This window comes from Devosia sp., assembly GCF_017744655.1.
Classification (GTDB): Bacteria; Pseudomonadota; Alphaproteobacteria; order Rhizobiales; family Devosiaceae; genus Devosia.
This window is the reverse complement of record NZ_JAGIAW010000010.1, coordinates 40,138-66,738: the sequence shown is the minus strand read 5'-3', so window position 1 is coordinate 66,738 and position 26,601 is coordinate 40,138. Positions and strand designations below refer to the sequence as shown.

Below are 26,601 nucleotides of genomic sequence, written 5' to 3'. Positions count from 1 at the left end.
GCTCTGATGCCTGTCCCCACCGCGTGTCATCCCCGCGCAAGCGGGGACCTCCGTTTCCAAACAGGGGTTCCCGCTTTCGCGGGAATGACATCGTGGATGGAAATCGAGATCCCGGCGCCAGTTCCCAAAAAACTAAAACCCGCCGCCCGTCTTGAAGCCCGTATGCTTGCGCGTGCCGGCATCGCCTGTGCGCGGCCGTGAGAATCCGCCGCCACTGCTTCCGCCGCCGCCCCAGCCGCCGCCAAACCCCCCGCTCGACGGCTTCGATTTCCGCCCGCTCGATGACGAGCCGCCAAAGCTGCCGTCCGGCCAGTTGAAACCGCCGCCGCCCTGGTCACCCCAGGGGGAGGATTGGCCGCCGCTGCGGCGCGTCGAGGAATTGCCTGCGCCCCATTCATTGCCCGGCGCCCAGTTCTGGCTTTTCCGCCACTGGTCCCAATAGCTCGCCGCCGAAATGCCGCCGCGCAGGAAGTCGTTGAGCAAGTCTCCGACCAGCTTGTCTTCCCGGAAGGTCGAGCGTGGGTCGTCAAAGCGCTGCTTCTTGAATTCCCACTGAATGTCTTCGAGTTCCCGCCGTCGCGCGGCGAGGGTCTTGCTGCGCTCGCGCAGGTCCCGGTTTTCCTCTTCTTCCTCGCGCATGCGGGTGCGCGATTCATCGATCTGGGCGACGATGGTGTCGTCCTTGCCGGTGCGGGTGCGCCGCGCCTCGGCAAGGAGGGTCTGAATGTCTTCCTGGCCGAGCGCGGCGGCAAGAGCCTCAGCCGCCGACGCCAGAGCCGGGTCGCTGCCATTGGTCAGGGATTGCAGAGCTTCGCCGGCCTCGTTGCGCTTGTCCTCGGCCTCGACGATGGCGGCATCAATGGCCTGCATGTCGGCCTCGGCCTTGCTCTTGGCCTCGCGCAGAGGTTTCGCGCCGGCAGCGTCCGCCGCCTTGTTCGCTAGCGTCTCGAGTTCGGCTTCCGCGGCCTGCGCATTGGCCTCCTGCCGCTCGGCATGCTCGCGCAGGCGCAAGGGAATATCGTTGAGCATGGCGTAATTGGGCCGCGCCTTGTGAAAGCCGACCAGACCCGCCACCAGGCCATCGAGATAGCGAATGAGATTGTTGGCCTTATAGGCCGAGGTGCCATAGCCGCTATCCCACAGATACATGAAGAGCGGGTCGTCGCGATATGGCTTACCCTTTTCTTCCCGATCCTGTTCGGCGAGCCGGGTCTTTTCCATCGACTGGTCGGCTACCTCGCCAAGCGCCTGTGCTGCCGTCTGCTTCTCGACATAGGCCGGATCGGTTTTAAGCTGAGCCGAAACCTGCTGAGACAGTGCATCGAGCGCCTTCTGCGTTTCCGCAAGATCGGCAACGGCATTGCGGCGGCGTTCGACCAGCGAAACCCGCGCTGCTTCCAGTTCCTCGATGGTCTGTTGCGCCTTGTCTACGGCCTTGCCATGCGACTTCAGCGATTCACGCGCCTTGCTTTCGGCGCTCGAAATGCGCCCGTCGAGTTCGGATTGAATAGCCGGATCGAGACGCAGCTGCGCCAATTGGCGAAACAGCTCCGCTTCGCTTTCCTTGATCTTGGCGACGATTTCGGTCGAGCGCGCCAGACGGCGGGAAATCTCGTCTTCCTCGCGCCGGATGTCGCGCATCGCTTCTTCCAGGCTCGCCAGAGCCTGTGGACCACCTATGCTCATGCCATCACCACCGGGTCACCGCGCCGTCCAGCACCGGCATCTGATATTGGACATCGAGGAAACCGTCGGATTTGAGCCCCACCTCATTGGTCTGGATAATGCCATCGTCGCGCTTGTCGGCCGCCACGGCATTGTAGACCGCTTCAGGTACGCGCTGGCCCCACTGAGCAACCACTTCGGTTTCGCCCGTTTCCTCGTTGAGAATGGGCAGGCTCAGCGCCTTGCCGTTCGGATCGATCGCCTCGACGACGAGATAGTAGTTCGTGGCATCGGTATTGATTTCCGGAAAGGTCCAGAAGCCCGATTGTTCGTCCGAGCGATTGACGACACGCACGACATATTCCTGGCGCAGCTTGTCGCGCAGCGCCGTCAGGTCTTCGACGATCCCTTCGGCGCCGGGCCGATTGCCTTCGGAGGCAAAGGCCTTGCCCCGGCTGACCAGCGCCTCGGCCTGAACCACAGCCTGCTGCACCTTCGTTTCTTCGAAAATGGTGTTGTAGAGCGCATCCATTTGCGCCGGCAGGCCCTCGGTCAGCTCGATCTGTTGCTGATGCGCTCGTCCCGCCTGGAAGGGTTGGTAGATGCCGAAATAGCCTACGCCCAACACCAGAAGGGCGCCGAGCGCCAGTAGTACCGGGCGGCCCCAGCTTTTGCGGCTCACATAGAGGCGGGCGAGGTTGGTATTGAGCCCGGGGGCAGGCGGGTCATAGGCGAAGCGGCTTTCCGCCAGCGCTTCGACGCCTTCCTTGAGAATATGGTCCGGAACCTCGATGCCTTGCTGCCGGTAGATTTCGCGCAGACGCTCGATCAGCTGGCCTTCGCGTGCCGTGCCGTCGAGTTCGCGCGTTACCAGATCCTGGCGATGGCGGAGCGTATCCACCACATCCATGGCCAACATGACTTCATCGAGTGGAGCAGCCGATTTGGCCGTCGCGTCGCTCATCCTCTTTTCTTAATCCCGTCGCCGCTATGCATAAATTCAGAGTGTTCCGTGTTTTTGTAGGCTCGTTCCACTCTCGATTGTCACCCCGGCGAAGGCCGGGGCCCATCTTGAGATCTCAGGATGGAACCCCGCAGTTCGCCCTCGGACCTGATCCGAGGGCCGGGATGACAGTGGGAGAGTTTCAGTTCTTGGTTTCGAGCAGCAGGGCATTGCCCTCGGCGGCGAGGGTCGCCAGGCGCCGCTTGCCGTCTTCCACCGCATCGCGGATCTCGGCAGAGTTCTTGGTCGAGGCAATACGCATCTCATTGATGATGGTACGGCTCTTTTCCTGAAAGTTGACGACGGAATCGACGAGCTTCTTGACGGCATCGGCACGCACGGTCGGGCCATAGCCGGCTTTGACCGCTTCTTCCTGCACCTTGTCGCCAATCTCAGAGAGCGTTTCGAGGCTCTTGGACATACCTTCCTTCATCGCATTGAGCGTGGCCGTCGATTCATGGAGGCCAAACATGCCGGTGAACGAGGCGGAGAGGGCGGTTAGCACGGTTTCGTTGGTCGAGAAGAACGAGATCGACTGCTGATAGACGCGTTCCTTGGCATTGGTAGTCTGCATCAGCCGCGCCATCACCACTTCCGAAGTATTGTAGGAAATGGTCAGGTTGTCAGAGAGGTCCTTGGCGATCTGGTAGCGCTTTTCCTCGTTCTGCATGTCGCGCAGCTTTTCGTCGCGCGCCATTTCGAGGCGGGCGCGATCGGCCGGCACATCGCCGGCAAAAGCGGCCAGTTCGTCAGCCGCCTTCTGCAGGATGTTCTTCTGCTCTTCGAGGCGCTTTTCCGCCGTCTGCAGCACTTCAAGTGCCATCACTTCGGACTGCTTCAGGGCACCGCGGAAATCGCGATAGGCTTCGAGGATCGTCTGCTCGCGGTCGATCTGGTCCTTGGTGTCCTTGGTGACTTCCAGATATGTGTCGCGAATCTTGTTGAAGCGCGTCGCGATATCGCCGCGGCTTACTTTCATCCACACGTTGGAAGCACGCTCGAAAAGATCGAGTTTGTTGTCGGCCAGCTGGTCGACCATGCCTTTGGCATCGTCGCGGATCGAGTCAAAGCCCTTGGTGATGTCCTCGTAGCGCTCGCCGATCTTCATGGCGGCAACCTGCTCGCGCACCACTTCGTTGAAGGCGCTCGCCTGAGAGAGCGTGCGCCCGATCAGGATGACGCGGGTTTCGTCCAATTCTGTGATCTGGCTCAAAAGCCCGGTGATCGGCTGTTCGCCCTGCTGTTCGGGCCAGATACCAAGGTCGCGGATGGCGTTGACCGCCTTGTCCAGGTACTGCAACGGCTTTTCGGCAATGGCCGGCGCGCTGGTCTGCGGGGCGGTCGTCACTTGGTCGGTCATCATCTGCTCCCTGGCATAGTTTGGCTTTGGGGCCGGCATTTGCCTAAGCCCTAGATTGCGCGTGGGGGCTCCGCTGACAATTGCATCCCCCGATCCCTGCAACTATTTAGTCCATATTGGTGCGAAAAAGCCGCACGTAAAGAGTAGGGTTCGCCACCATGAATGAGATCAGTCTTGCCCAAGCATTATGCCGGCTTTGCGACATAGGAAGGCAGATCTGATGGAGTTCGGTGGACGCTACAAAATGAGTGCCCCGCGCGCCCGCATCTGGGATGCGCTCAACGATCCCGAAATGCTCAAAGCCGCTATTCCCGGCTGCCATTTGATCGCCTGGTCTGGCCCCGATACGCTTGACCTCGAGATCAAGGTCAACCTCGGCGTCATGCACCCGACCTTCAAAGGCGAACTCGCACTGTCCAATATCGTGCCTGCCGTCAGCTACACCCTTTCCGGTCGCGGCAAGGGCGGCATGCTGGGCCTCGCGGAAGGCAGCGCCGATGTCATTCTCGAAGATGATGGGGAAAACACCATCCTCACCTTCATCGCCAATGGCGGCGCCTCAGGCCAGATCATGAAGCTGGGCAAGGCCATCATCGGCAATTCCGCCCAGCGCATCATCGACGGCTTTTTCGAGCGTTTCGGCAATGCCGCAGGCGTCGAGGTCACCCCACTGCCGCGCGAAAATAGCTGAGCGTTTACCAGCTCTTAACCACGTCCATATCCGCCCCGAACCGGCCTTAATCCCGCCGCCGCCTGCGATGTAGAGACAGTGCATCGTTCATTACAATTTGTCTCAAATCGCACATGTCCAGTTCATCCCGCGATAGCCTCGCCCTCTACGTCATCGCCTTCGCCGCCGTGCTTGCCGTGCTTTATGCCGATGTCGATCTCGGCACCCTGTTCTCAGCCGTTCTCGCCCGCTGGTAAGGCGCTGGCCTGGAGAATTAACGCCAATTTTTGACCAATCGGAAAAATTTGACATCGTCCCTCTTGCGAAGGGCGTGATTGCACGATTTTATCGCCCTTCAGCGCATGCGGATAAACGAGGGTGCATTTCTTGCGTCCGCTGCGAGACAGGGAGACTAATCAATGAAATTCTCGACCCTTACCAAGGCCGTTGCTGGCGGCGTTGCTCTGAGCGCACTCATGGCTGGTGCAGCCTTCGCTGACGCCGCTCTCGTCTATGACGGCGGTGGCAAGTTCGACAAGTCGTTCAACGAAGCCGCCTATAACGGCGCCGAAATGTTCAAGGCCGAAGGCGGCGCCTATCAGGATCTCGAAATCTCGGGCGACGCCATGCGCGAACAGGCCATCCGCCAGTTCGCTTCGCGCGGCAATAACCCGATCGTCATGCCCGGCTTCTCGTGGGAAACCGCGCTGAAGACCGTCGCGCCGGAATTCCCGGATACCAAGTTCACCATCATCGACACCGTCGTCGACCTGCCCAACGTGCAGTCGGTCGTCTTCAAGGAACAGGAAGGCTCCTACCTCGTCGGTATCCTTGCTGCGATGAAGTCGGAATCGGGCAAGATCGGCGTCGTCCCGGCCTTCAACTTCGACCTGCTCGAAGCCTTCGCCTGCGGCTATGCTCAGGGCGCCAAGTCCGTTAACCCGGACATCGAAGTGCTCGAAACCTATGTCGGCACCGGCTTTGAAGCCTTCAACGATCCCGGCAAGGCCACCGAGGTCGCCAAGTCCCAGCTCGACCAGGGCGCTGACGTGATCTTCCAGGTTGCCGGTGGCGCCGGCGCTGGCGTGCTCCAGGCTGCTGCCGACGCCGGCAAGTTCGGCATCGGCGTTGATAGCAACCAGAACCACCTGCACCCCGGCTCGGTCCTGACCTCCATGGTCAAGCGCGTCGACGTTGCCACCTACAACGCCATGAAGGGCGTTGAAGACGGCACCTGGGCTCCCGGTACGATCGTTCTGGGTCTCGCCGAAGACGGCGTTGGCGCTGCCTTCGACGACAACAATGCTTCGCTCATCACCGATGACATGAAAGCCGCGGTCGAAAAGGCCTCTGCCGACATCATCTCGGGCGCTGTCACCGTGCATGACTTCCGCACCGACAAGGCCTGCCCGTCTCTCTAAGCGAACGAAGAAGGGGAGGACTTCCAATGACAAGTCTTCACCCGACAAATGCGCAGCGGTCCGAAGGGGCCGCTGCTGCCCCGCTCGCTATCGAGCTTGTCGGCATCAACAAGCATTTCGGCCCGGTCCACGCCAATCGTGACATTCACCTCGCGATCAAACGCGGCACGGTGCATGGCATCGTTGGCGAAAACGGCGCTGGCAAATCGACCCTGATGTCGATCCTCTACGGCTTCTACACGGCCGACAGCGGCGAAATCCGCGTCAACGGCACGCCGGCGACCATCACCGATTCGCGCCACGCGCTCGCGCTCGGCATCGGCATGGTTCACCAGCACTTCATGCTGGTCGACAATTTCTCCGTCCTCGAAAACGTCGTGCTCGGCGCCGAGGATTCCGCCTTTCTCGCTCCGACGCTGAACAAGGCGCGCACCCAGCTCAAGGCGCTGGCCCGCGACTACGGCCTCGAAGTCGATCCCGACGCCATCATCGAAAACCTCTCGGTGGGCCAGCAGCAGCGCGTCGAAATCCTGAAGGCGCTCTATCGCGGTGCCGAAACCCTCATTCTCGACGAGCCCACCGGCGTTCTCACACCCGACGAGGCCGATCACCTCTTCCGCATCCTCGGCAAACTGCGCGAGGAAGGCAAAACCATTATCCTCATCACGCACAAGCTGCGTGAAATCATGGCCATCACCGACGAAGTCTCGGTCATGCGCCAGGGTGCCATGGTCAAGACCCTGACCACCAAGGACACCTCGCCCGGCGAATTGGCCGAGCTGATGGTTGGCCGCCGCGTGCTCCTGCGTGTCGAAAAAGGCCCTGCCAGCCCCGGGAAAGTCCTGCTCGATGTGCAGGATCTCGTCGTCACCGACGATTTCAAGGTGCCGCGTGTCAAGGGCGTCTCGTTCCAGGTCCGTGCCGGTGAAATCGTCGGCATTGCCGGCGTCGCTGGCAACGGCCAGTCCGAACTCCTCGAATCCATTGCCGGCATGCGCGATCAGCTTCTGGGCACCATTCTCCTCAATGGCGAAGTGCTGAGCCTTGAAGGCGACGACGGCGCCGCGCGTGCCCGTGCCGCTGGCCTCGCCCACGTTCCCGAAGATCGCCTGCGCATGGGCCTCGTGACCACTTTCTCTGAGTGGGAAAATTCCATCCTCGGCTATCAGCACGCCTATGGCTCGGGCCCCGGCCTCGACATCGCCAAGGCCCGTGAGACAGCCGAAGAATACATCAAGAAATTCGACATCCGTCCGCCGAACCTCGATCTGAAAACCGCCAATTTCTCCGGCGGCAATCAGCAGAAGATCGTTCTGGCCCGCGAGATGGAGCGCAATCCCGACGTGCTCATCGTCGGCCAGCCGACCCGCGGCGTCGATATCGGCGCCATTGAGTTCATCCACAATCAGATCATCAAGATGCGCGATGCCGGCAAGGCCATCCTGCTCGTCTCGGTGGAACTGGATGAAATCCGCTCGCTCGCCGACCGTATTCTGGTGATTTTCGACGGCAAGATCGTCGGCGAAGCCGACCCGGCCACATCAGACGAAACCGAACTCGGCCTGCTGATGACCGGCTCGCATGCCGACGATGTCGGCACCGTTTCCGAGCCCGGCACGCTCGCCCCCCATGAAACGCCCGTGCAGCAGACCCTCACGCAGATGAGCCCGCAAGACAATTCCGGCAAGGATCCCAACTGATGACCCCTTTGCCGCGCTGGGCCGACGTCGTCCTCCTGCCGCTCCTCAATGTCGTTCTGGCCTTCCTCGTCGGCGGCCTCATCGTTCTCGCCGTCGGCCAGAACCCGCTGCAGGCCGTGGGCATCATGCTCTATGGCGCCTTCGGCTACGGCTCAGGCTTCGGCTACACGCTCTACTACACCACCGACTTCATCTTTGCCGGCCTCGCCGTGTCGCTGGCCTATCACGCCGGCCTCTTCAATATCGGCCCCGAGGGTCAGGCCTATGTCGGTGGCCTCGGCGTCATCCTCATTGGTCTGGCACTCAATGGCACGCATTGGGCTATTGTCTTCCCGCTGATGATCATCTGCGGCGGTGCCTTCGGCGCGCTCTGGGCCTTCGTGCCCGGCTATCTGCAGGCGAAGCGCGGTAGCCACGTCGTTATCACCACCATCCTCTTCAACTTCATCGCCACCTCGATGATGGGTTTCCTCATCTCGCGCGTCTTGAAGCCGGCCGGCGTCAATTCCGATGAAAGCGCCCCGCTCGAAGCCATCACCCGCGTGCCGCAGCTGCGCACCTTTATCGAGCTGTTCAAGAATTCCCCGGTCAACCTGACCTTCTTCCTCGCCATCATTGCGCTGGTCTTCATCTACTGGCTGATCTGGCGCACCAAGTTCGGCTATGCCGTCCGCGCCCTAGGGCAGAACCCGGTCGCCGCCAACTATGCCGGTATTTCCAATCAGAAGATGATCATGATCGTCATGGCCATGTCCGGCGTCCTCGCCGCCATGGTCGCGGTCAACAATGTCGGTGGAGTCCAGGGCCGCCTGATCCTCAACTTCGTCAATGGCGCCGGCTTCGTCGGCATTGCCGTCGCCTTCATGGGCCGCGGGCATCCCGTCGGCGTCGGCCTCTCGGCACTGCTGTTCGGTATCCTGTACCAGGGCGGTCAGGAACTGGCCTTCCAGATGCCCGGCATCACCCGCGAAATGATCGTGACCATCCAGGCTCTCGTCATTCTCTTCACCGGCGCCATGGGCGACATGCTGCGCGCGCCACTGGCGCGAGTGCTCACCCGATCCAGTAGCCCGACGGGAGCCAAGTGATGGAAAGCTATCTCGTCGATATTACCCTCATCTTGGACTCGACGGTCCGCCTCGCGGTCCCGCTGATCCTCGCCTGTCTCGCCGGTCTCTATTCCGAGCGCGCCGGCATCGTCGACATCGGCCTTGAAGGTAAGCTCTTGGCCGGTGCCTTTGCCGCCGCCGCCATGGCTGCTGTGTCTGGTTCCGCCTGGCTGGGCCTCCTCGCCGGCATTGGCGCAGCCCTGCTGTTCTCGGGCATTCACGGCCTCGCCTCGATCAACTTCAAGGGCAACCAGACCATTTCCGGCGTGGCGCTCAACTTCCTCGCTGCTGGTTTGACAACCTTCCTCGGCCAGTCCTGGTTCAAGCGCGGCGGCTATACGCCCCAGCTCGCTGGCGACCAGCGCTTCAACCCGATCACCCTGCCATTCGCCAATGAACTGCGCGAAGTCCCGATCCTCGGTCAGATCTATTACGAGCTGATCTCGGGCCACAACATCATCACCTATTTCGCCTTCATCGCCGTGCCGGTCACCGCCTGGGTGCTCTTCCGTACCCGCTTCGGCCTGCGCCTCCGCGCTGTAGGTGAAAACCCCAAGGCCATCGATACCGCCGGTATTTCGGTCACGCGCCTCCGCTATCAGGCGCTGATCATCACCGCGGTGCTCGTGGGCATTGGCGGTGCCTATCTCTCGATCGCCCAGTCGGCCGGCTTCAACAACAACATGTCCGCTGGCCGTGGCTATATCGCGCTTGCCGCGCTGATCTTTGCCAAGTGGCGTCCGGGTCCAGCCCTCTTGGTCTGTCTGATGTTCGGCTTCCTCGATGCGGTTCAGTTCCGTATCCAGGGCCAGGTCTTCCCCATCATCGGCGAAGTCCCGGTTCAGGCCATTCAGGCTCTGCCCTACATCCTGACGGTGATCCTGCTCGCCGGCTTCATCGGCCGCGCCGTGGCACCAAAAGCCTCGGGCATTCCGTACACGAAGGAGCGCTAGCCCCAAAGGCTGGCGCCAACACACGATGAGCATGAACGATTCCGACGAGGCCCTTTTTGCGGCCGCCGAAGCCATTCGCGCAAAAGCCTATGCGCCCTATTCGAACTTCCACGTCGGCGCAGCCATCCTCGCCGATGACGGCAAGATCTATTCCGGCTGCAATATCGAAAACGCGGCCTATCCGCAGGGCAATTGCGCCGAAACCTCGGCCATCGCTGCGATGATCGCGGGCGGCGCCCGTCGTATCAAGCGCATCTACGTCACCGGGCCCGGCCTTGTTCCCGTCACCCCGTGCGGCGGCTGCCGCCAGCGCATCCGCGAATTCGCCGATCTCGATGTGGAAGTCATATCCCACGGTGTCGATGGCGAGCCGCTGGTGCAAACCCTCGGGCAATTGCTGCCCCATAGTTTTGGCCCGGAGTTTTTGGGCAAATGACGGACACCCCCCTCATCCGGCCCTTCGGGCCACCTTCTCCCCGAGGGGGAGAAGAATGGTCCGGCGTACTCCCTCTTATTCCTCGCCCCATCGGGGAGAGGGTGGATCGCGCGCAGCGCGAGACGGGTGAGGGGGATTGCTACATGGAACGCACAATATGACCAAGGCCGCCAAAACCATCCAAAAAATCGCCGGCAAGGAACCGATTGCTGCGGCCCTCGTCCTCGGCTCGGGCCTCTCCGCCATTGCCGACACGCTCGAAGACAAGGTTATCATCCCCTATTCCGAGCTGAAGGATTTTCCGGGTGCCGGCGTTTCCGGTCATGGCCGCGATCTCGTCCTCGGCATCATGGGCGGCAAGCGCATCGCCATCCTCACCGGCCGCGAGCACTACTATGAGCATGGCAACCCAGCCGCCATGCGTCCCGCGCTCGAAACCATGGCCGAGCTTGGCGCAGAAACCCTGCTGCTGACCAATTCCGCCGGCTCGCTCGACCAGCGCTTCGCCCCCGGCGACCTGATGCTGATCTCCGACCACATCAATTACAACGGCCTCAATCCCCTGATTGGCGAGCCCACCGACCGTCGTTTTGTGAACATGGTCGACGCGTACAACCCCGACTATCGCGCCAAGGCGAGAGCGGCAGCAGACCGTCTGGGGATTGCTCTCGGAGAGGGCGTTTATTTCTGGTATTCTGGCCCGAGCTTTGAAACGCCGGCCGAAATCCAGATGGCCATCCGCCTCGGCGCCAACGCCGTCGGCATGTCGACCGTCCCGGAAGTGATCGTCGGGCGGTTCCTTGGACTAAAGGTTTGGGCCTGCTCGTCCATCACCAATATGGGCGCAGGCCTTTCGAGCGAAAACATCAGCCATGAGCATACCAAGACCATGGCGGTGCAAGGGGCGGCAAAGCTGCAAAAGCTGATCCCCGTCCTGGTGGAGGAGCTATGAGTCTCAAAGTCGTCGACAGCACCCAGAGCCACGAGCCTGTGCACAAGCGCAATCCCGGCTACCCGCTCGATCTCGATTGGGTCGAACGCGTCCGCATGAACCGCTCGGCCCTCGAGCGCCGCGCCGGCTCCATCGGCGCCCGCCGCACGGTGAAAAAGGACTACCAGCTCGCCTGGCTCCTCAAGGCGATCACCCTGATCGATCTGACAACGCTCAACGCCGACGACACCGCCGGCCGCGTCGAGCGCCTCTGCGCCAAGGCCCGCAATCCGCTGCGCAGTGACATCGTCGAGAAGCTCGGGGTCCAAGACCTCCGCATCCTCCCCGGCGCCGTCTGCGTTTACCACACCTTCGTCAAAACCGCCGTCGACGCGTTGGAAGGCACCGGCATCCCCGTCGCCGCCGTCTCGACCGCCTTCCCCCATGGCCTTGCCCCCGTCGAAACCAAGATCGCCGAGATCGAAGCCTCGGTAAAAGACGGCGCCAAGGAAATCGACATCGTCATCGAGCGCGGCATGGTTCTGCGCGGCGATTGGCAGGCGCTTTACGACCAGGTCCGCGCTTTCCGCAAAGCCTGCGGCGATGCCCACATCAAGACGATCCTCGGCACCGGCGAACTCGCCACCCAGACGAACATCGCCAAGGCCTCGCTCGTCTGCATGCTGGCCGGCGCCGATTTCATCAAGACCTCCACCGGCAAGGAAAAGGTCAACGCAAACCTCGTCACGTCGCTGACCATGATCCGCATGATCCGCTGGTTCGGCGAAGAGACCGGCATCGAAATCGGCTACAAACCAGCCGGCGGCATCGCCACGGCGGGCGACGCGCTAAAGTACATGGCGCTGATGAAGGAGGAGTTGGGCACGCGTTACCTAACTCCGCATCTCTTCCGCTTCGGTGCTAGCAGTCTGCTAACCGATATCGAGCGTCAGCTAGAGCACGGGTTAACCGGCCACTACGCTGCAGATTACCGCCAGCCGATGGTGTGAGGCCCCAAATGAACAAGATCGCGCAAATCTTCGAATCCCTCGAATACGGCCCCGCACCCGAAACGCCGGACCAGGCAAACGCTTGGCTCGACAGCAAAAATCGTGCTTTTGGCCACTTCATCAACGGCGCCTGGACCGCCCCCGGCAAGACCTTCCCCTCGACCAATCCAGCCAATGGCGAAAAACTTGCCGAAATCACCGACGGCACCGCCGCCGATGTCGATTCCGCCGTCAAAGCCGCCCGCGCCGCGTTCCCCCTCTGGAGCAAGCTAAGTGGCTATGAGCGTGGGAAATTTCTCTACGCCATTGCCCGGATGATCCAGAAGCACAGCCGCCTTTTCGCCGTGCTCGAAACCATGGACAACGGCAAACCCATCCGTGAAAGCCGCGACGCCGATATCCCCTTGGTAGCACGGCATTTTTACCACCACGCCGGCTGGGCCACCCACCTCGAACGCGAGTTCCCCGACCACGTCCCATACGGCGTTTGCGGCCAGATCATCCCCTGGAATTTCCCGCTGCTAATGCTGGCCTGGAAAATCGCCCCGGCCCTCGCCGCTGGCAATACGGTTGTCCTCAAACCGGCCGAATTCACCTCGCTCACCGCGCTGCTCTTCGCCGAAATCTGTGAACGCGTCGGCCTGCCCAAGGGCGTCGTCAACATCGTTACGGGCGAAGGCAACACCGGTGCGGCGCTGGTAAATCATTCTGACGTCAACAAAATCGCCTTCACCGGCTCGACCGAAGTCGGCAAGATCATCCGCGCCGCCACGGCAGGATCGGGCAAAGGCCTTTCGCTCGAACTGGGCGGCAAATCGCCCTACATCGTCTTCGAAGACGCCGATCTCGACAGCGCCGTGGAAGGCTTGGTGGAAGCCATCTGGTTCAACCAGGGCCAGGTCTGCTGCGCTGGTTCGCGCCTTCTGGTCCAGGAGTCCATCGAAGAGCGCTTCATCGCCAAGGTGAAGAAGCGCATGGCCAATCTCCGCGTTGGCGATCCCCTTGATAAATCAGTCGATATCGGCGCACTCGTCGCTCCGGTGCAGGTCGAGCGCATCCGCGACCTGATGAAGAAGGGCGTCGCCGAAGGCGCCGTAGTCTATGAGCCCGATGGCTCGGTCCCGGCCAAGGGCTGCTTCCTGAAACCCGCCCTCGTCACCAATGTCTCTCCCGCTAATACCCTTGTAGCAGAAGAGATTTTTGGCCCCGTTCTGGTCGCCATGAGCTTCCGCACGCCCGAAGAAGCCGTGGCTCTCGCCAACAACACCCGCTACGGCCTCGCCGCGACGCTCTGGAGCGAGAATATCAATCTCGCCCTCGACATCGCGCCCAAGCTCAAAGCCGGTGTCATCTGGATCAACGGCACAAACCAGTTCGACGCCGCCGTCGGTTTCGGCGGCTACAAGGAATCCGGCTATGGCCGCGAAGGTGGCCGCGAAGGCATGGGCGCCTACCTGAAACCCAAGTGGGAGAAGGACTTAAAGCCTGCTCCCGCCGTCAAATCGGTCCCGGCCAAAGCCGCAAATCCGCTCGATGCCGGCCATCTCGATCAGACGGCAAAAATGTATATCGGCGGCAAGCAGGCACGCCCGGATAGTGGCTACAATCGCCCGGTCCATGGCGCCAAGGGCGATCTCGTCGGCGAAGTCGGCGACGGCAATCGCAAGGACATCCGCAACGCCGTCGAAGCCGCCCGTGCGGCCCTCGGCTGGAGCACGACTGCGGCCCATTTCCGCGCACAAGTGCTTTACTTCCTTGCTGAAAATCTCGACTACCGCCGCGACGAATTCGCTGCCCGCATCAAGGCACAGACTGGCGAAGACGGCCAAAAAGAAGTGGCTCAATCTGTCGAACGCCTCTTCGCTTTTGCCGGCTGGGCCGACAAGTATGATGGCGCCGTCCACAATCCACCCATGCGGGCCGTCGCTGCCGCCATGATCGAGCCGCTCGGCGTCATCGGCGTCGTCGCGCCACTCTCGCGCCCGCTGCTCGGCTCCGTCGCGCTGATCGCCCCGGCCCTCGCCATGGGCAATACCGTGGTGCTGGTCCCCTCTGACCGCTCGCCGCTCTCGATGACCGACTTCTATCAGGTGCTCGAAACCTCCGACATGCCCTCGGGCGTCGTCAATATCGTCACTGGCGAAAGTATCAGCCTTGCCAAGACCTTGGCCGAGCATGATGGCGTCGATGGGCTCTGGTTTGCCGGTCCGGCCGAAGGTTCCGCCATGGTCGAAAAGGCCTCGGTGGGCAATCTCAAGCAGACCTGGACCAGCCGCGGCCTCTATTATGATCTCGCAGACCCGCGCTTTGCCGGGGACTATTTCCTTGGCAAGGCGACACAAGTGAAGAACGTCTGGATTCCCTACGGGGCCTGATCCGTTCAATCGGCCGGCATGTCTCGGACAACGAGCGTGCCGGCCGAAGCCCCGTAGACAAGTCGAGTTGAAACTCGAAGCAACACCTCTTCCGCGTTAGACGGTGGGGAGGGGTGGAGCAACAAGCGCGCAAATCGCAAAGGGCCCCAAAATGGTCTTCCTCCCCCAGGAAGTGATCCTAAAAAAGCGCAATGGCGAAAAGCTTCCCAAGAAAGATATCGCCCGCTTCATCGCCGGCTTCGCCGAAGGCACTGTGTCCCATGCACAGGCCGCCGCCTTCGCCATGGCGGTCTATTTTCGAGACATGAGCATGGATGAGCGGGTCGCGCTCACCCTCGCCATGCGGGACTCGGGCACCGTACTCGATTGGTCCGATCTCGATGGCCCGGTGGCCGACAAGCATTCCACGGGCGGTGTCGGCGACAATGTCTCGCTCATGCTCGCGCCGATCCTAGCGGCCCTCGGCATCTACGTGCCGATGATCTCCGGTCGCGGCCTCGGACACACGGGCGGCACACTGGATAAATTCGATTCCATTCCCGGCTACCAGACCCAGCCCGACAACGCGCTTTTTCGCGCGGCAGTAAGAGAGGCCGGCTGCGCCATTATCGGCCAGACCGCCGACCTCGCCCCGGCCGACAAGACGCTCTACGCCATCCGCGACGTCACCGGCACGGTGGAATCCATTTCCCTCATCACCGCCTCCATCCTGTCCAAGAAACTGGCGGCCGGCCTTGGCGCGCTGATCCTCGACGTGAAGACCGGCTCGGGCGCCTTCATGCCCACCCTTGAAGCATCCCGTGATCTCGCCAAAAGCCTCGTTGAAGTCGCCAATGGCGCGGGCCTCAAGACCGGCGCCCTGATTACCGACATGAACGAGCCCCTCGCCAGCGCCGCCGGCAATGGCCTCGAAATCCGCAATGCCGTCGATTTTCTCACCGGTACGCACCAGGATTCGCGGCTCAAGGAGGTCACGCTCGCCCTTTGCGCCGATATTGTGCTGATGACCGGAGTGGCCGGGGATGCCGGGGCCGCTCGGGCCAAGGTCGAACAGGCCCTCGATAGCGGCCAGGCGCTCGAACAGTTTTCCAAGATGGTGACCGTCCTCGGCGGCCCATTCGACTTCGCCGAGCGCATGGACGGTTATCTCCTTGCCGCGCCAATCATCCGCGATGTTTATGCTGAGGGGCAGGGGATCGTAGCCGAGATCGATACGCGCGGCGTCGGCATGGCTGTCGTCGCCCTTGGCGGCGGCCGCACTACGCCGACGGACAGGATCGATCACCGCGTCGGTTTTGATCGCCTGCTTGGCCTTGGCGCTGTAGTCGATCCCAAGACGCCCATTGCCCGCATCCATGCCCGTGACGAGGCGTCGGCAGTGGATGCCGAAAGCCGCCTGCGCGGCGCCTATCGCTTCGGCACGACCACGCCAAAATTCCCGCTCATTGCCGACCGCATCCCCCCCACGGAGTAACGCCATGCCCCGCGCTATTGTCTGCCTTCTCGATAGCGTCGGTATCGGCGGTGCGCCCGATGCCGCCGCCTATGGCGATGTCGGCTCCAACACTGCCGGCCACATCGCCGAATGGGCAGCGGCCGGAAAGGCCGATCGCGCGGGTCTTCGCTCCGGCCCGCTCCATGTTCCCAACATGGATGCCATGGGCCTCGGCGCCGCCATTAAACTCTCGACAAACATCCTGCCACCGGGTCTCTCCGACACACCAAAAGGCGGTCGTTTCGGCGTCGGCCGCGAAGTGTCCAAGGGCAAGGACACGCCTTCGGGCCATTGGGAAATCGCCGGCGTGCCCGTGCCCTTCGACTGGGGCTATTTCCCGCAGACGGAGCCGACCTTTCCGCCCGATCTGATCGAAGAATTCATCCGCCGCGCCAAGCTGCCTGGCATTTTGGGCGACAAGCACGCCTCCGGCACCACGATCATCGCCGAACTGGGCGAGGAGCACATCCGCACCGGCAAGCCGATCTGCTACACGTCCATTGACTCGGTCTTTCAGATTGCCGCACACGAAACCCACTTTGGCCTCGAACGGCTCTACGAGATCTGCAAAATTGCCTTCGAACTGACCGCGCCGCTCAATATCGGCCGTGTCATCGCCCGGCCCTTCGTCGGCAAAACCCCCGATACCTTCAGGCGCACCGGCAATCGTCGCGATTTCGCGATTTCCCCGCCCGAACCAACCCTACTCGATCGCAATGAAGCGGCCGGCAATCAGGTTTATGCCATCGGCAAGATCTCAGACATCTATGCCGGCTCCGGCGTGACGCATAAGCTCAAAGGCACGGGCATTCCGCAGCTCTTCGACAAGACGCTCGAAGCCATGGAAATGGCGGCTGACCGCGCCTTCATCATGACCAATTTCGTCGATTTCGACTCTGAATATGGCCATCGCCGCGACGTGCCCGGCTATGCCGCCGGGCTCGAACTCTTCGATTCGCGCCTGCCCGAACTCATCGCAAAAATGCGGCACGACGATCTGCTCATTCTGACAGCCGACCATGGCAATGATCCGACCTGGCCGGGCACCGATCACACCCGCGAACAGGTGCCGATCCTCGTCTTTTCCCCAGCCCTGCCCAAGGGAGAGATTGGCATTCGCTCCACCTTCGCAGATATTGGCGAAAGCATAGCCGCCTGGCTTGGCCTTGCGCCGGGCCGCCACGGCAAGTCTTTCCTGTAAGCAACAAGGTGATCGATATGAGCAAGATGGTTGGCAATGTCACGGTCATCGATCACCCGCTGATCCAGCATAAGCTGACGATCATGCGCAACAAGGAGACCTCCATCGCCGGCTTCCGGCGGCTCCTGCGCGAAATCGCCCATCTCATGTGCTACGAAGTCACGCGCGATCTGGAACTGGAAATGATCTCGATCGAGACGCCGATGGCTGCGATGGATTCGCCGGCGATCAAGGGCAAGAAGCTGGTCTTCGCCTCGATCCTGCGCGCCGGCAATGGTCTTCTCGATGGCATGCTCGATCTCGTGCCAGCGGCGCGTGTTGCCCATATCGGCATCTATCGCGACCACGAGACGCTTGAGCCGGTCGAATACTATTTCAAGGCGCCGTCCAATCTCGAAGATCGCCTGATCATCGTTGTTGACCCCATGCTGGCCACCGGCAATTCGGCGACCGCCGCAATTGAAAAGCTGAAAGAGCGTGGCGCCAACAATATCCGCTTCCTCTGCCTCTTGGCGGCGCCCGAGGGTATTGAGAACTTCGCCAAGGCCCATCCGGACGTGCCGGTCTATACGGCCTCCATCGACAGCCATCTCAATGAGAAGGGCTACATTATTCCGGGTCTCGGCGACGCCGGCGATCGCATGTACGGGACCAAGTAGCGGTCCACACGCGCTAGTCGCGCTCCGGACAGGCCGCGTCACGCGCGAGGTCCTCGCTTCGCTCGTCCACTCCAGATTAGGAGGTCCAAGAAAATGGCCAAGCTTGCCCATTCGATGATCCGCGTCATCGACGAAGATCGTTCCGTTGATTTCTATCGCCGCGCCTTTGGGCTCGAAATCGTCAATCGCATTGAATTTGCTGATTTTACTTTGGTCTATTTGGCCCAAGAGCTTGACGGCTTCGAGCTTGAACTGACGATCAACAAGGGCCGGACCGAGCCCTATAATCTAGGCGACGGGTATGGGCACCTGGCAGTTGTCGTCGACAATCTGCAGGCCGAATATGACCGCTTCAATGCCGAGGGGTTTCCGGTCGGCAAGCTGGTCGATTTCAAGAACGGCAACGTGCCGGTGGCGCGCTTCTTCTTTGTCACCGATCCTGATGGCTACAAGATCGAAGTCATCCAGAAGGGCGGCCGCTTCCAGTAGGTTTCCCAACCTTCCCGCAGAGCCAATGCCGATCGCCGCCCCGGCCTGATCGCCTCGCGGTTGCATGGTCGCGACCCCTTAGGGCGCACGGACGCGACGCCCTCTGGGCGCACGGTGGAAGCGGCTTTCGCCTCGAAATTTGGATAGAAGGAAGAGGCGAAAGCCGCTTCACACGATCGGGATTTTTTGCGCACGCATCGAGCGGTCCCCTTTTGGGGTTTTACGGTCCAGATTGCCGTCGGAAGCATCTTGCGATGCAACGGGGGCTCACTGCCGCTTGACCGGTGGTCAGCGTCCACGCATCCTCCCAGGCGACCCCGAGTGGCCCATCTCCCCGCCCGGCGCTTCGTCGGCGCCGCGTGTCATGGCGGGAATGCCCAGAGAATGGCATGAAACGAGGGGGACGGGGATAAGATGGATAAGTCTCGGCCTGCGTGCCGTCCCAACCCACCTTCCATTGAAAGATAGGCGAGTTGGGGTTCGGTACGAAGACTTACTTCGCCTGGAGTGGCAGGCCGAGGGCGATCAGCTCGGCCCGGAGCTGCGCCGGCTCCTTGAAGTGGATGCCGTGCATGCCGAATTTGCGCGCGGCGACGATATTGGGCTCGCTATCGTCGATGAACACACAGCTATCGGGCGCAAAGCCATAGCGTTCGCAGAACACGCGATAGATGCGCGGATCGGGTTTCACGAGGCCTTCGAGACCCGAAACGATGACGCCATCGAACTTTTCGAGGAACGGCCATTCGCCGAGGCAGCTCACCCACTTCTCCCAGGAGAAGTTGGTAATGGCAAAGGTCGGGATATCCTGTTCGATCAGCTCGTTGTGGATGTCGATGGTGCCGTGAATGAAATCGCCCAGCGTTTCCTTCCACCTGAGGTCAAAGGCCTGGATCTCGCGCCAATATTTCGGAAAGCGCGTGATCAGTTTGGCGACGCCTTCGGCATAAATCTCGCCGGCGTCGAATTCGAGATTCCAGTCGCTGGTGCAGATGTTCTGGTGAAACCAGAGCGCGTCCTCTTCGCTCTCAAAAAGCTTGCGGAACAGGTACATCGGGTTCCAGTCGACGAAAACGCCGCCCAGGTCGAAGACGGGGATGATGGTGTCGTTCATGCTCGTGATGGGGTCGGAGGAAGGAGTTTTGCTTGTGACATGGCCGTGCAAGGGCGGCAAGCGCTCAACGCCCTCATCGGATTGAACGCGCGCTGCAGATCAGTTGAGGGTAATGGCCCCGCCGAAGCGCGGCATGAACAGGGCCGAACGATTGAGGTCGAGCGCTTCCTTGAACACGATGCCGAGCAGGGGGCGATAGCTATACTCGACCTCGGCGGCAATCACGGTCTGATCGGTCGCAATGGCCGTCATCTCGGCCGGGAGCTCATAGGGATCGCCCTTGGCGTGGCCGGCGACAGTCCTGGAGAGCGCGCCATTCTCGTAGCGCGCCGACCATAGGATGGTTGCTTCGCCTTCGTCGTCAACCGCTACGGCGGTGATCGTCTGTACCAGGGCCGAGGCGTCATAGGGCGTCATGATGCTGGTAGCGGCGAGGAAATAGTCTTCCAGTTGCGCCTGTGCGAGCGTCTTGTTGGAGCGGGCTACGAGGTCACCAATGGCCCCTGCCACCGACTGCACCTTGCGGTCGGCGGTCAGCAGCGTGGCCGCCTCGGTACAGCCGAGATAAACGCTGAGCATGAGCGGCACGACCAGCGCAAATTCTACCGCTGCGACGCCGGTCTCCCGGCGGGCAAATGCGCGTAGCGTGTTCAGGAAGGTTTTTCCGGTCGCGCGCATCAGAAGGGCTCGTTTCGGAAAACGGTGGCAGCACTCAAGAGGATACGCCCGTCAGGAAGCTTGTTGGGTGCATAGGGGAACTGCAGAATGGCGGGGTAGCGATAGTAGACCTGCACCAGCACGACCCCCGACGAGCCGCCTGGCGTCCAGACCTCATCCTCGGTCCAGTCGCAGTCTTCCACGCAATTGAGATCGAGCGGGACGGAATAATCGGCCGATTGGAAATCGCTGATCGTCCGCACATTGACGTGCATATCAGCGCAATCGCCGAAGAGCCCATAGAGCCGGCTGCACACATTTTCCTTGTAATCGGCCGCCGTCCAGCCGTCGCGCTGGGCCTGGCCGACGCGAATGGTGCGGCTGGCGTCATAGACGCCGCTTTCCAGCACCTGGGCCGCAAAATACTGCACTGATGTTTGGAGAATGGCCGTCAGGATGGCAAAGAAGATCGGCGCCAGAAGGGCGAACTCGATCACCGTCGCCCCGCGCGTATCGCGCGCCAGGGATTTGAGCCGCCAGCGTGACATGCCTCGTTCCTGTCCGGGAGAGCTGAATGCACTCCACATGAACGGGAAGCTGGCGATCTAACGCTAAGGTTTCGTTAGTTTGTCGGCCTAAATGCGCCTACTGGTTAAGAGAACCTTGATCTAGTTCGCGGCCGATTGAACCAGTTGCGAGGATGCCAGCGCCTGGCTGGTGAAGCTATTGTCGTCGCCCATCATGACTGTCGGCTGGCACACGGGGGCGCAGGCAAGCGTCGTGCGCAACTGGCCCTGATAGACCGTCGTGACGCCGGCCTGCATCTGTACGACTTCGATAAGCGTATCGGCGATGGGTTCGCCCAGGCTATCGAGCACGATGAGATTGGTTTGGCCAAAGCTCTTGCCTGTTAGGATCAATGTCTGCGGATCCTGGATGGTGACATCCGCAATGCCGGGATTGCCCACGATAACCGTCGCGGCCGGAGAGCTGATGCGCAGCACGCGCGCCATATTCACTTTCACGTCGATTGGCGCATTGTCCTGCGCTCCTGCAAAGGCAGTGCCGGCAAGAGCGAAGCAGAGGCCTGTAAGGAATGAAAGGCGACGCATTGGACCCATCCACATGAAAACTCGGCCTCAAGGATCGCGCGGAATGGTAAACACTTGGCAAACGCGGCGATTTTGGCGTGGTTAAGAATAAAAGAAGATACGCGCAAGTTGTTGAATGCAAACTCGAAATAACGGCACGTAGCGGGGTGGATCCGGGCGTTTGTTAGAATGCAATCGATCTCGTTAATTCATTGAAAAGCATAGATTTTTTTGGGCGAATTCGATCGTTTGGAAATACTTCGATTAACTCATTTGCAATCACTGCTGGCTAGGCTGAGCCCATCTTCGCTGTGTGACTGGCCGTGAGGCGTCACTCGAGGACGTGTAAAAAGGAGCCTGGGACATGAACATTTTCGCACGTTTCGCGCAGGACGAATCCGGCGCCACTGCAATCGAATACGGCCTCATCGCCGCTCTTATCTCTGTCGTCATCATTGGTGCCGTTGCTGCGCTTGGTGGCAACCTTCAGACAGTGTTTGGCAACATCAACGACTGTTTGACCGGCGTACAAAACGCTGCTTGCGCTGAAGAGTAAATCCTTCAGTTCGTCGTAATGTTTTGGAAGGCCTCCGAAAGGGGGCCTTCTTCGTTTTGGTCTTTGCTTAACTTATCGATGGCAATCTCAGGGCGTTAAGAGCGGGACAAAGGCATGTCGCAGTTGAAGAGCTTACTGAGAACATTTATTGCCGATCGCTCAGGGGCGACCGCAATAGAGTATGCTCTTATCGCCTCACTGCTTTCCATTGTCATAATCGGTGCCGTTGGCACCATTAACGGCAGTCTGACCGAGGTTTACCAAACTATCCAAAGCTATATCGTGCCAGCGCTCAATGGCACCCCGATGCCGGACGAAGAGTGATCCGATGAGTACTATTGCCCTTTTCTTCTTCCCCGTTGCCATGGCGATCGCGGCGTCGTCCGATCTCTTCACCATGCGCATCTCCAACAAGCTGGTGCTGCTCCTTACCGTTGCCTTCTTCATTGTCGCCATCGCGATCAATCTGCCATTGCAGCAATTTGCCATGCACGTGCTCTGTGCGCTCATCGTGCTCGCGGTCGCCTTTGGCCTTTTTGCGCTGCGCCTTATCGGCGGCGGTGATGCCAAACTCGCTGCAGCCACGACGCTGTGGCTGGGCTTTGGCATGACATTGCCTTACCTTGCCTATGCAGCCCTTTTCGGCGGCGTGCTGACCATCCTGATCCTGGTGGTGCGCGGCATTCCGCTCAACCCCGCGCTTGCCCGCTTCGGTTGGGTCGCGCGGCTGCACAACAAGCGCTCTGGCATTCCCTATGGCATCGCCCTGGCGGTCGCCGGCATCACGGTCTATTCGAACTCCGCCATTTTCGAGCGCCTTGCGGCCTGATCCGTCTCATTCTCACGAAATATCGAGGCCCCGGCGCTTGTCGCCGGGGTCTTCTTTTTTGTCGCCACCTTGCAAATCGCCAGTATTCATAAACTGTTAACCGCAAGTCTTAGCGCCCGATTAACCAAACCTTGACCCTTTGCTTTCATAGTTCACCCGTGGAATTGGGCGCGAGCGCCCGGTAGAGCCGGAGTGGGTCATGAGACCAGCACGCATAATCCTGGTAGTAGTGGCCCTAGTCGCAGGTGGACTTGCCGCATTCCTGGTTATGCGCATGGGCCGTGCGCCGGCCCCTTCCACGGAAGTCGTCACCCAGGTCGTGCAGGAGCAAAAGGCGCAGGTTCTCGTCGCCAAAGCGCCGATCGGCATGGGCGAACGCCTCAAGCCCGAGACACTGGAATGGCAGGATTGGCCCGAGGGCGCCGTGCGTCCGGAATATGTGACCATCTCGGCCATGCCCGACGCGCCGACCGAACTCACCGGCGCGGTTGCCCGCTTTGAATTCTTTCCCGGCGAGCCGATCCGCGAACAAAAGCTCGTCCGGTCTGCGCAGGGCTATCTTTCGGCGGTGCTGGCTTCAGGCATGCGCGGCGTGGCAGTGGGGGTCAATGCCCTCTCGAGTGCCGGCGGTTTCGTTGTTCCCAACGACCATGTGGACGTGCTCCTGACCACGTCCACGCCGACGGGCCAGCAGTCCGAGGTCGTGCTGTCCAATGTGCGCGTCCTCGCCATCGGCAAGCGCCTCGGCGAAATGGGCGTGAGCGGCGGCGACGCGAAAGCCGAGAGCGACAGCCCCACCCCCGAAACCTTCGACAAGAGCACCGTGGCAACGCTCGAACTGACGCCGGGACAGGCGGAAACGCTGATCAATGCCTCCATGCGTGGCCAGTTGAGCCTGACGCTGCGCTCGATCACCGATTTCGGCAAGGGCGCCGATGCGCAGCGTCCTGCCAGCACCAGCCAGGCTGTTCGGGTCATCCGCTTCGGCAAGGAGCAGAGCGTCATGGCCGGCGCGGTGGCCCAGACAGGCTCCGGTACGGAATTTGCGCCGGTCAACGAGTTCGTCCCCGAAGGTGGTTTCTCCGAAGACGAAATGGAAATCCAGGTCGACGCGGTCGAACCGCAGTTGATGCCGCAATAGGCGGGAGAGCAGAATGACAACGACAATGCAGACGGCATTTCGCCCCCTCCGCTTGCTGGCCCTGGCCGGCACGCTATCGTTGGCAACCCTCGGTCTGGCCTTGCCGGCCCTTGCCCAGTCGCAGATTACGGTCGCATCGACCGCCTATGGCGCCCAGCGCAATCTCGATATCGAACTCAACAAGTCGATCATCGTCGATCTGCCTGCCGGCGTCGCCGAAGTCGTGGTGTCCCAGCCCAATGTCGCCGCGGCCATCATGCGCACCCGCACCCGTGCCATCGTGCAGGGGATCGGCGGCGGCAATACCAATATCTTCTTCATCGACGATGCCGGCCGCACCATCCAGGTGCTGGATCTGCGCGTTATCAAGGAGCCGTCCCAGGTCGGCAATGCGCTCGAAGAGGCGCTGGCGCGTGTCATTCCGGGCTCAAGGATTGCTGTTGAATCGGTCACCATCGGGGACTCGACCAATCGCGTGGTTCTGACCGGCACGGTTCTATCCTCGGACGACAAGGATCGGGCCGGGCAGGTCGCCGTCCAGTTTGCCGGCGCGCCAGAAAACGTCGCCAACATTCTCGACGTGGCAGGCGCCCAGCAGGTCATGCTGCAGGTCACTGTCTCGGAAGTGAAGCGTGACGTAGCCAAGCAGTTCGGCATCAATTTCGGCGCCATCGTCAATGTCGGCACCACGAACCTGCTGAGCTTTGCCAATGGCCTCTTGACCGATGCTTTCCCGACCGACGGCATCGACGCGTCTTTCGGCGCCAATGGTAATCGTGTCAGCGCCGCTATCCGCGCGCTCGAAGGGCGCGGCGCATTGCGGGTTCTCGCACAGCCCACGCTGACCGCGATCTCGGGCCAGGCGGCCAAGTTCCTCGCCGGCGGCGAATTGCCCTATTACACCTATGACGAAGACGATGACGGCAGCAAAAAGCGCACTGTTCTGTTCAAGCCCTATGGCGTCGAGCTTGCTTTCACCCCGGTCGTGAAGTCGAACGGCGCCATCGCCCTGACGGTCGATACGTCGGTGTCGGAACCGCAGGCCGACCTGTCGATCACCAAGCGCCAGGCCAACACGTCGGTCGAAGTCCCGAGCGGCATGACACTGGCCATCGGCGGTCTCTTGCAGGAGCGTTCGTCCCAGCAGATCAATCAGTTCCCTTGGCTCGGCGACATCCCGATCCTGGGTGCTCTCTTCCGGTCTCGCGACTTCCAGACTGAGGAGACCGAACTGGTCATCCTGGTCACGCCCTATCTCGTCAATCCCGTTCCGGCCGGCAGCATCGCTGTACCGACCGACTTTTCGACCCCAGCGAGCGATGCGGAAGCGATCTTCCTCGGGAAGCTCGAAAATCAATATGGCGTCGCCGGCAGCGGCGGCATGCGGGGCGGGTTCAGCGGGTCGGTCGGCTTTGTGCTCGACTGAGCGTTCGATGGTGCAAGGAGTAGTGCAATGAAGAGTTTCCTGACCTCGGATGAGCCGGTAAAGCAGGAAGAGCCGGCAGCAGAGATCGCGCCCGGCGCGCGCCTTGTGCCGCGCGTCACCATCCAGGCCTTTTGCGAGCATTCCCAGACCGCGCAACTCGTCGAAAGCGCGGTGCATGACCGGCGCATGTCCAAGGTGGCGTTGACGACGCATAATGGCGGCATCGATGGCGCGGTCGAAACCTACAAGACCAATCCTACCCCCAATCTCATCATCGTCGAAACCTCGCTGCCGCCCGAGGAAATCCCGGGAGCCCTGGAGCGTCTTGCCGAAGTTTGCGACGCGACGACACGTGTGATCGTGCTCGGCCACGTCAACGACGTGCTGCTTTATCGCGAGCTGATCCGCTCGGGCATTTCCGAATATATCGTGCTGCCGTCCACCGCGCAGATCATCGTCACCGCCATTACCGAGCTTTTTGCCGGCGAGGGCGCCGCACCCATTGGTCGCACCATCGGCTTTGTCTCTGCCAAGGGCGGGGCAGGCGGCTCGACGGTCGCCCATAATGTCGCCTGGGCCATCGCCACCGTTCTGCGTCAGGATTGCCTGATCATCGATATGGACCTCGCCTTCGGCACGGCTGGTCTCAATTTCAATCAGGATCCGCCTCACGGCGTGGCCGATGCGCTGTTGGCCAATCAGAAGGTCGACCAGACCATGCTCGACCGCCTGATGAGCAAGGCGGCCAATCATATCAACCTGCTCACCGCCCCGGCCATGCTGGACCGCACCTGGGATTTCGAAGAGCGCGAATTCGAGCAGATCGTTGAAATCTGCCAGAAGTCGGTGCCGGTGATCATCCTCGACATTCCGCATGCCTGGAATGCCTGGGTGCGGCACACGCTCTCGACCATCGATGAAGTGGTGATCGTGGCCGAACCCGATCTAGCCAATCTGCGCAATGCCAAGAATCTGGCGGATACGATCAAGGCCCTGCGTCCGACCGAAAGGGCCCCGAGCCTCGTGATCAATCGTCAGGGCGTTGCCCGCCGTCCCGAGATTGGCGCCGCCGAATTTGCCTCGTCGGTCGAATGCAACCTCATCGGACAGATCGGCTTCGACGCCGCGCTTTTCGGCACCGCGGCCAATAACGGGCAGATGGTGGCGGAGGTCGCGGCCAACAACAAGGTCAATGAGGTCTATCGCAGTATTGGCATGCAGGTGACCGGACGCCAGCCGTCGCATGGTGCCGGCAAGCCGGCGGGGCTGATTAAACTGCCGTCCTTCCTCAAGAAGCGGGCATGAGCCGG

At 61.1% G+C, this 26,601-nt stretch carries 26 protein-coding genes and 1 pseudogene; 20 read left to right on the top strand and 7 right to left on the bottom strand.

What is annotated here, in order from left to right; genetic code table 11:
• Window positions 1-132 precede the first annotated feature (132 nt).
• The 3 genes from J7557_RS18430 to J7557_RS18420 all read right to left on the bottom strand — a co-directional run bounded on the left by J7557_RS18430 (window position 133) and on the right by J7557_RS18420 (window position 4,028).
• On the bottom strand, window positions 133-1,686 hold the full coding sequence (locus tag J7557_RS18430; protein ID WP_291421490.1) for a hypothetical protein: 1,554 nt from the start codon (window positions 1,684-1,686) through the stop codon (window positions 133-135).
• 4 nt (window positions 1,687-1,690) lie between these two features.
• A complete protein-coding gene (locus J7557_RS18425) occupies window positions 1,691-2,629 on the bottom strand; it encodes a DUF6384 family protein (protein ID WP_291421489.1) in 939 nt (312 codons plus the stop codon).
• Between the two features lie 181 nt (window positions 2,630-2,810).
• Window positions 2,811-4,028: a cell surface protein gene (locus J7557_RS18420; RefSeq protein ID WP_291421488.1), complete on the bottom strand. Its 1,218-nt coding sequence runs from the start codon at window positions 4,026-4,028 to the stop codon at window positions 2,811-2,813.
• Between the two features lie 244 nt (window positions 4,029-4,272).
• Between J7557_RS18420 and J7557_RS18415 the strand changes: the two genes are divergently transcribed.
• The 14 genes and pseudogenes from J7557_RS18415 (at window position 4,273) to J7557_RS18350 (ending at window position 18,477) form a co-directional block, all read left to right on the top strand.
• Complete coding sequence (locus J7557_RS18415; protein WP_291421487.1) at window positions 4,273-4,719, top strand: CoxG family protein; 447 nt, start codon at window positions 4,273-4,275, stop codon at window positions 4,717-4,719.
• A gap of 113 nt (window positions 4,720-4,832) precedes the next feature.
• Complete coding sequence (locus J7557_RS18410; RefSeq protein WP_291421486.1) at window positions 4,833-4,955, top strand: hypothetical protein; 123 nt, start codon at window positions 4,833-4,835, stop codon at window positions 4,953-4,955.
• Between the two features lie 219 nt (window positions 4,956-5,174).
• Complete coding sequence (locus J7557_RS18405) at window positions 5,175-6,119, top strand: BMP family ABC transporter substrate-binding protein (protein ID WP_291421545.1); 945 nt, start codon at window positions 5,175-5,177, stop codon at window positions 6,117-6,119.
• Between the two features lie 26 nt (window positions 6,120-6,145).
• Window positions 6,146-7,705: pseudogene (locus J7557_RS18400) on the top strand (ABC transporter ATP-binding protein); the annotation flags it as partial.
• A 113-nt stretch (window positions 7,706-7,818) separates the two neighbouring features.
• The gene (locus J7557_RS18395; RefSeq protein WP_291421485.1) at window positions 7,819-8,907 is read left to right on the top strand and encodes an ABC transporter permease; all 1,089 of its coding nucleotides are present in this window, start codon (window positions 7,819-7,821) and stop codon (window positions 8,905-8,907) included.
• Entirely contained in the window at window positions 8,907-9,881 is a 975-nt protein-coding gene (locus J7557_RS18390) for an ABC transporter permease (protein WP_291421484.1), read from the top strand. The genes J7557_RS18395 and J7557_RS18390 overlap by 1 nt, the downstream gene beginning before the upstream one ends.
• A 31-nt stretch (window positions 9,882-9,912) precedes the next feature.
• Window positions 9,913-10,317, top strand: a complete 405-nt coding sequence (locus J7557_RS18385) for a cytidine deaminase (protein WP_291421483.1) — start codon at window positions 9,913-9,915, stop codon at window positions 10,315-10,317.
• 157 nt (window positions 10,318-10,474) lie between these two features.
• Window positions 10,475-11,269, top strand: a complete 795-nt coding sequence (locus tag J7557_RS18380) for a purine-nucleoside phosphorylase (protein WP_291421482.1) — start codon at window positions 10,475-10,477, stop codon at window positions 11,267-11,269.
• Entirely contained in the window at window positions 11,266-12,258 is a 993-nt protein-coding gene (gene deoC, locus J7557_RS18375; protein ID WP_291421481.1) for a deoxyribose-phosphate aldolase, read from the top strand. Before J7557_RS18380 ends, deoC begins: the two co-directional genes overlap by 4 nt.
• 8 nt (window positions 12,259-12,266) lie before the next feature.
• Window positions 12,267-14,633, top strand: coding sequence for an aldehyde dehydrogenase family protein (locus J7557_RS18370; RefSeq protein ID WP_291421480.1), 2,367 nt, complete (start codon window positions 12,267-12,269; stop codon window positions 14,631-14,633).
• Between the two features lie 151 nt (window positions 14,634-14,784).
• The gene (deoA, locus tag J7557_RS18365) at window positions 14,785-16,107 is read left to right on the top strand and encodes a thymidine phosphorylase (protein WP_291421479.1); all 1,323 of its coding nucleotides are present in this window, start codon (window positions 14,785-14,787) and stop codon (window positions 16,105-16,107) included.
• Window positions 16,108-16,111: 4 nt separating this feature from the next.
• A complete protein-coding gene (locus J7557_RS18360; protein WP_291421478.1) occupies window positions 16,112-17,329 on the top strand; it encodes a phosphopentomutase in 1,218 nt (405 codons plus the stop codon).
• A 26-nt stretch (window positions 17,330-17,355) separates the two neighbouring features.
• A complete protein-coding gene (upp, locus tag J7557_RS18355; protein ID WP_291421544.1) occupies window positions 17,356-17,988 on the top strand; it encodes a uracil phosphoribosyltransferase in 633 nt (210 codons plus the stop codon).
• Window positions 17,989-18,081: 93 nt separating this feature from the next.
• Entirely contained in the window at window positions 18,082-18,477 is a 396-nt protein-coding gene (locus J7557_RS18350) for a VOC family protein (protein ID WP_291421477.1), read from the top strand.
• Window positions 18,478-18,970: 493 nt separating this feature from the next.
• On the opposite strand, the gene J7557_RS18345 is transcribed toward J7557_RS18350, so the two are convergent.
• From J7557_RS18345 to J7557_RS18330, 4 genes are all read right to left on the bottom strand, one after another.
• On the bottom strand, window positions 18,971-19,591 hold the full coding sequence (locus J7557_RS18345) for an HAD family phosphatase (RefSeq protein ID WP_291421476.1): 621 nt from the start codon (window positions 19,589-19,591) through the stop codon (window positions 18,971-18,973).
• Window positions 19,592-19,690: 99 nt separating this feature from the next.
• On the bottom strand, window positions 19,691-20,269 hold the full coding sequence (locus tag J7557_RS18340) for a TadE/TadG family type IV pilus assembly protein (protein WP_291421475.1): 579 nt from the start codon (window positions 20,267-20,269) through the stop codon (window positions 19,691-19,693).
• Window positions 20,269-20,796, bottom strand: coding sequence for a TadE/TadG family type IV pilus assembly protein (locus J7557_RS18335; RefSeq protein ID WP_291421474.1), 528 nt, complete (start codon window positions 20,794-20,796; stop codon window positions 20,269-20,271). Before J7557_RS18335 ends, J7557_RS18340 begins: the two co-directional genes overlap by 1 nt.
• 120 nt (window positions 20,797-20,916) lie before the next feature.
• The gene (locus J7557_RS18330) at window positions 20,917-21,360 is read right to left on the bottom strand and encodes a pilus assembly protein N-terminal domain-containing protein (protein ID WP_291421473.1); all 444 of its coding nucleotides are present in this window, start codon (window positions 21,358-21,360) and stop codon (window positions 20,917-20,919) included.
• A gap of 343 nt (window positions 21,361-21,703) precedes the next feature.
• Between J7557_RS18330 and J7557_RS18325 the strand changes: the two genes are divergently transcribed.
• The 6 genes from J7557_RS18325 (at window position 21,704) to J7557_RS18300 (ending at window position 26,596) form a co-directional block, all read left to right on the top strand.
• Window positions 21,704-21,895 carry a Flp family type IVb pilin gene (locus J7557_RS18325; RefSeq protein WP_291421472.1) on the top strand — a complete coding sequence of 64 codons (192 nt, stop codon included), beginning with the start codon at window positions 21,704-21,706 and terminating at the stop codon, window positions 21,893-21,895.
• Window positions 21,896-22,009: 114 nt separating this feature from the next.
• Entirely contained in the window at window positions 22,010-22,219 is a 210-nt protein-coding gene (locus tag J7557_RS18320; protein ID WP_035082817.1) for a Flp family type IVb pilin, read from the top strand.
• A gap of 4 nt (window positions 22,220-22,223) precedes the next feature.
• Window positions 22,224-22,724, top strand: coding sequence for a prepilin peptidase (locus J7557_RS18315; protein ID WP_035082815.1), 501 nt, complete (start codon window positions 22,224-22,226; stop codon window positions 22,722-22,724).
• 199 nt (window positions 22,725-22,923) lie between these two features.
• Window positions 22,924-23,865: a Flp pilus assembly protein CpaB gene (gene cpaB, locus J7557_RS18310; RefSeq protein ID WP_291421471.1), complete on the top strand. Its 942-nt coding sequence runs from the start codon at window positions 22,924-22,926 to the stop codon at window positions 23,863-23,865.
• Between the two features lie 13 nt (window positions 23,866-23,878).
• Window positions 23,879-25,291 carry a type II and III secretion system protein family protein gene (locus J7557_RS18305; RefSeq protein WP_291421470.1) on the top strand — a complete coding sequence of 471 codons (1,413 nt, stop codon included), beginning with the start codon at window positions 23,879-23,881 and terminating at the stop codon, window positions 25,289-25,291.
• Window positions 25,292-25,318: 27 nt separating this feature from the next.
• Window positions 25,319-26,596: an AAA family ATPase gene (locus J7557_RS18300; protein WP_291421469.1), complete on the top strand. Its 1,278-nt coding sequence runs from the start codon at window positions 25,319-25,321 to the stop codon at window positions 26,594-26,596.
• Window positions 26,597-26,601 lie beyond the last annotated feature (5 nt).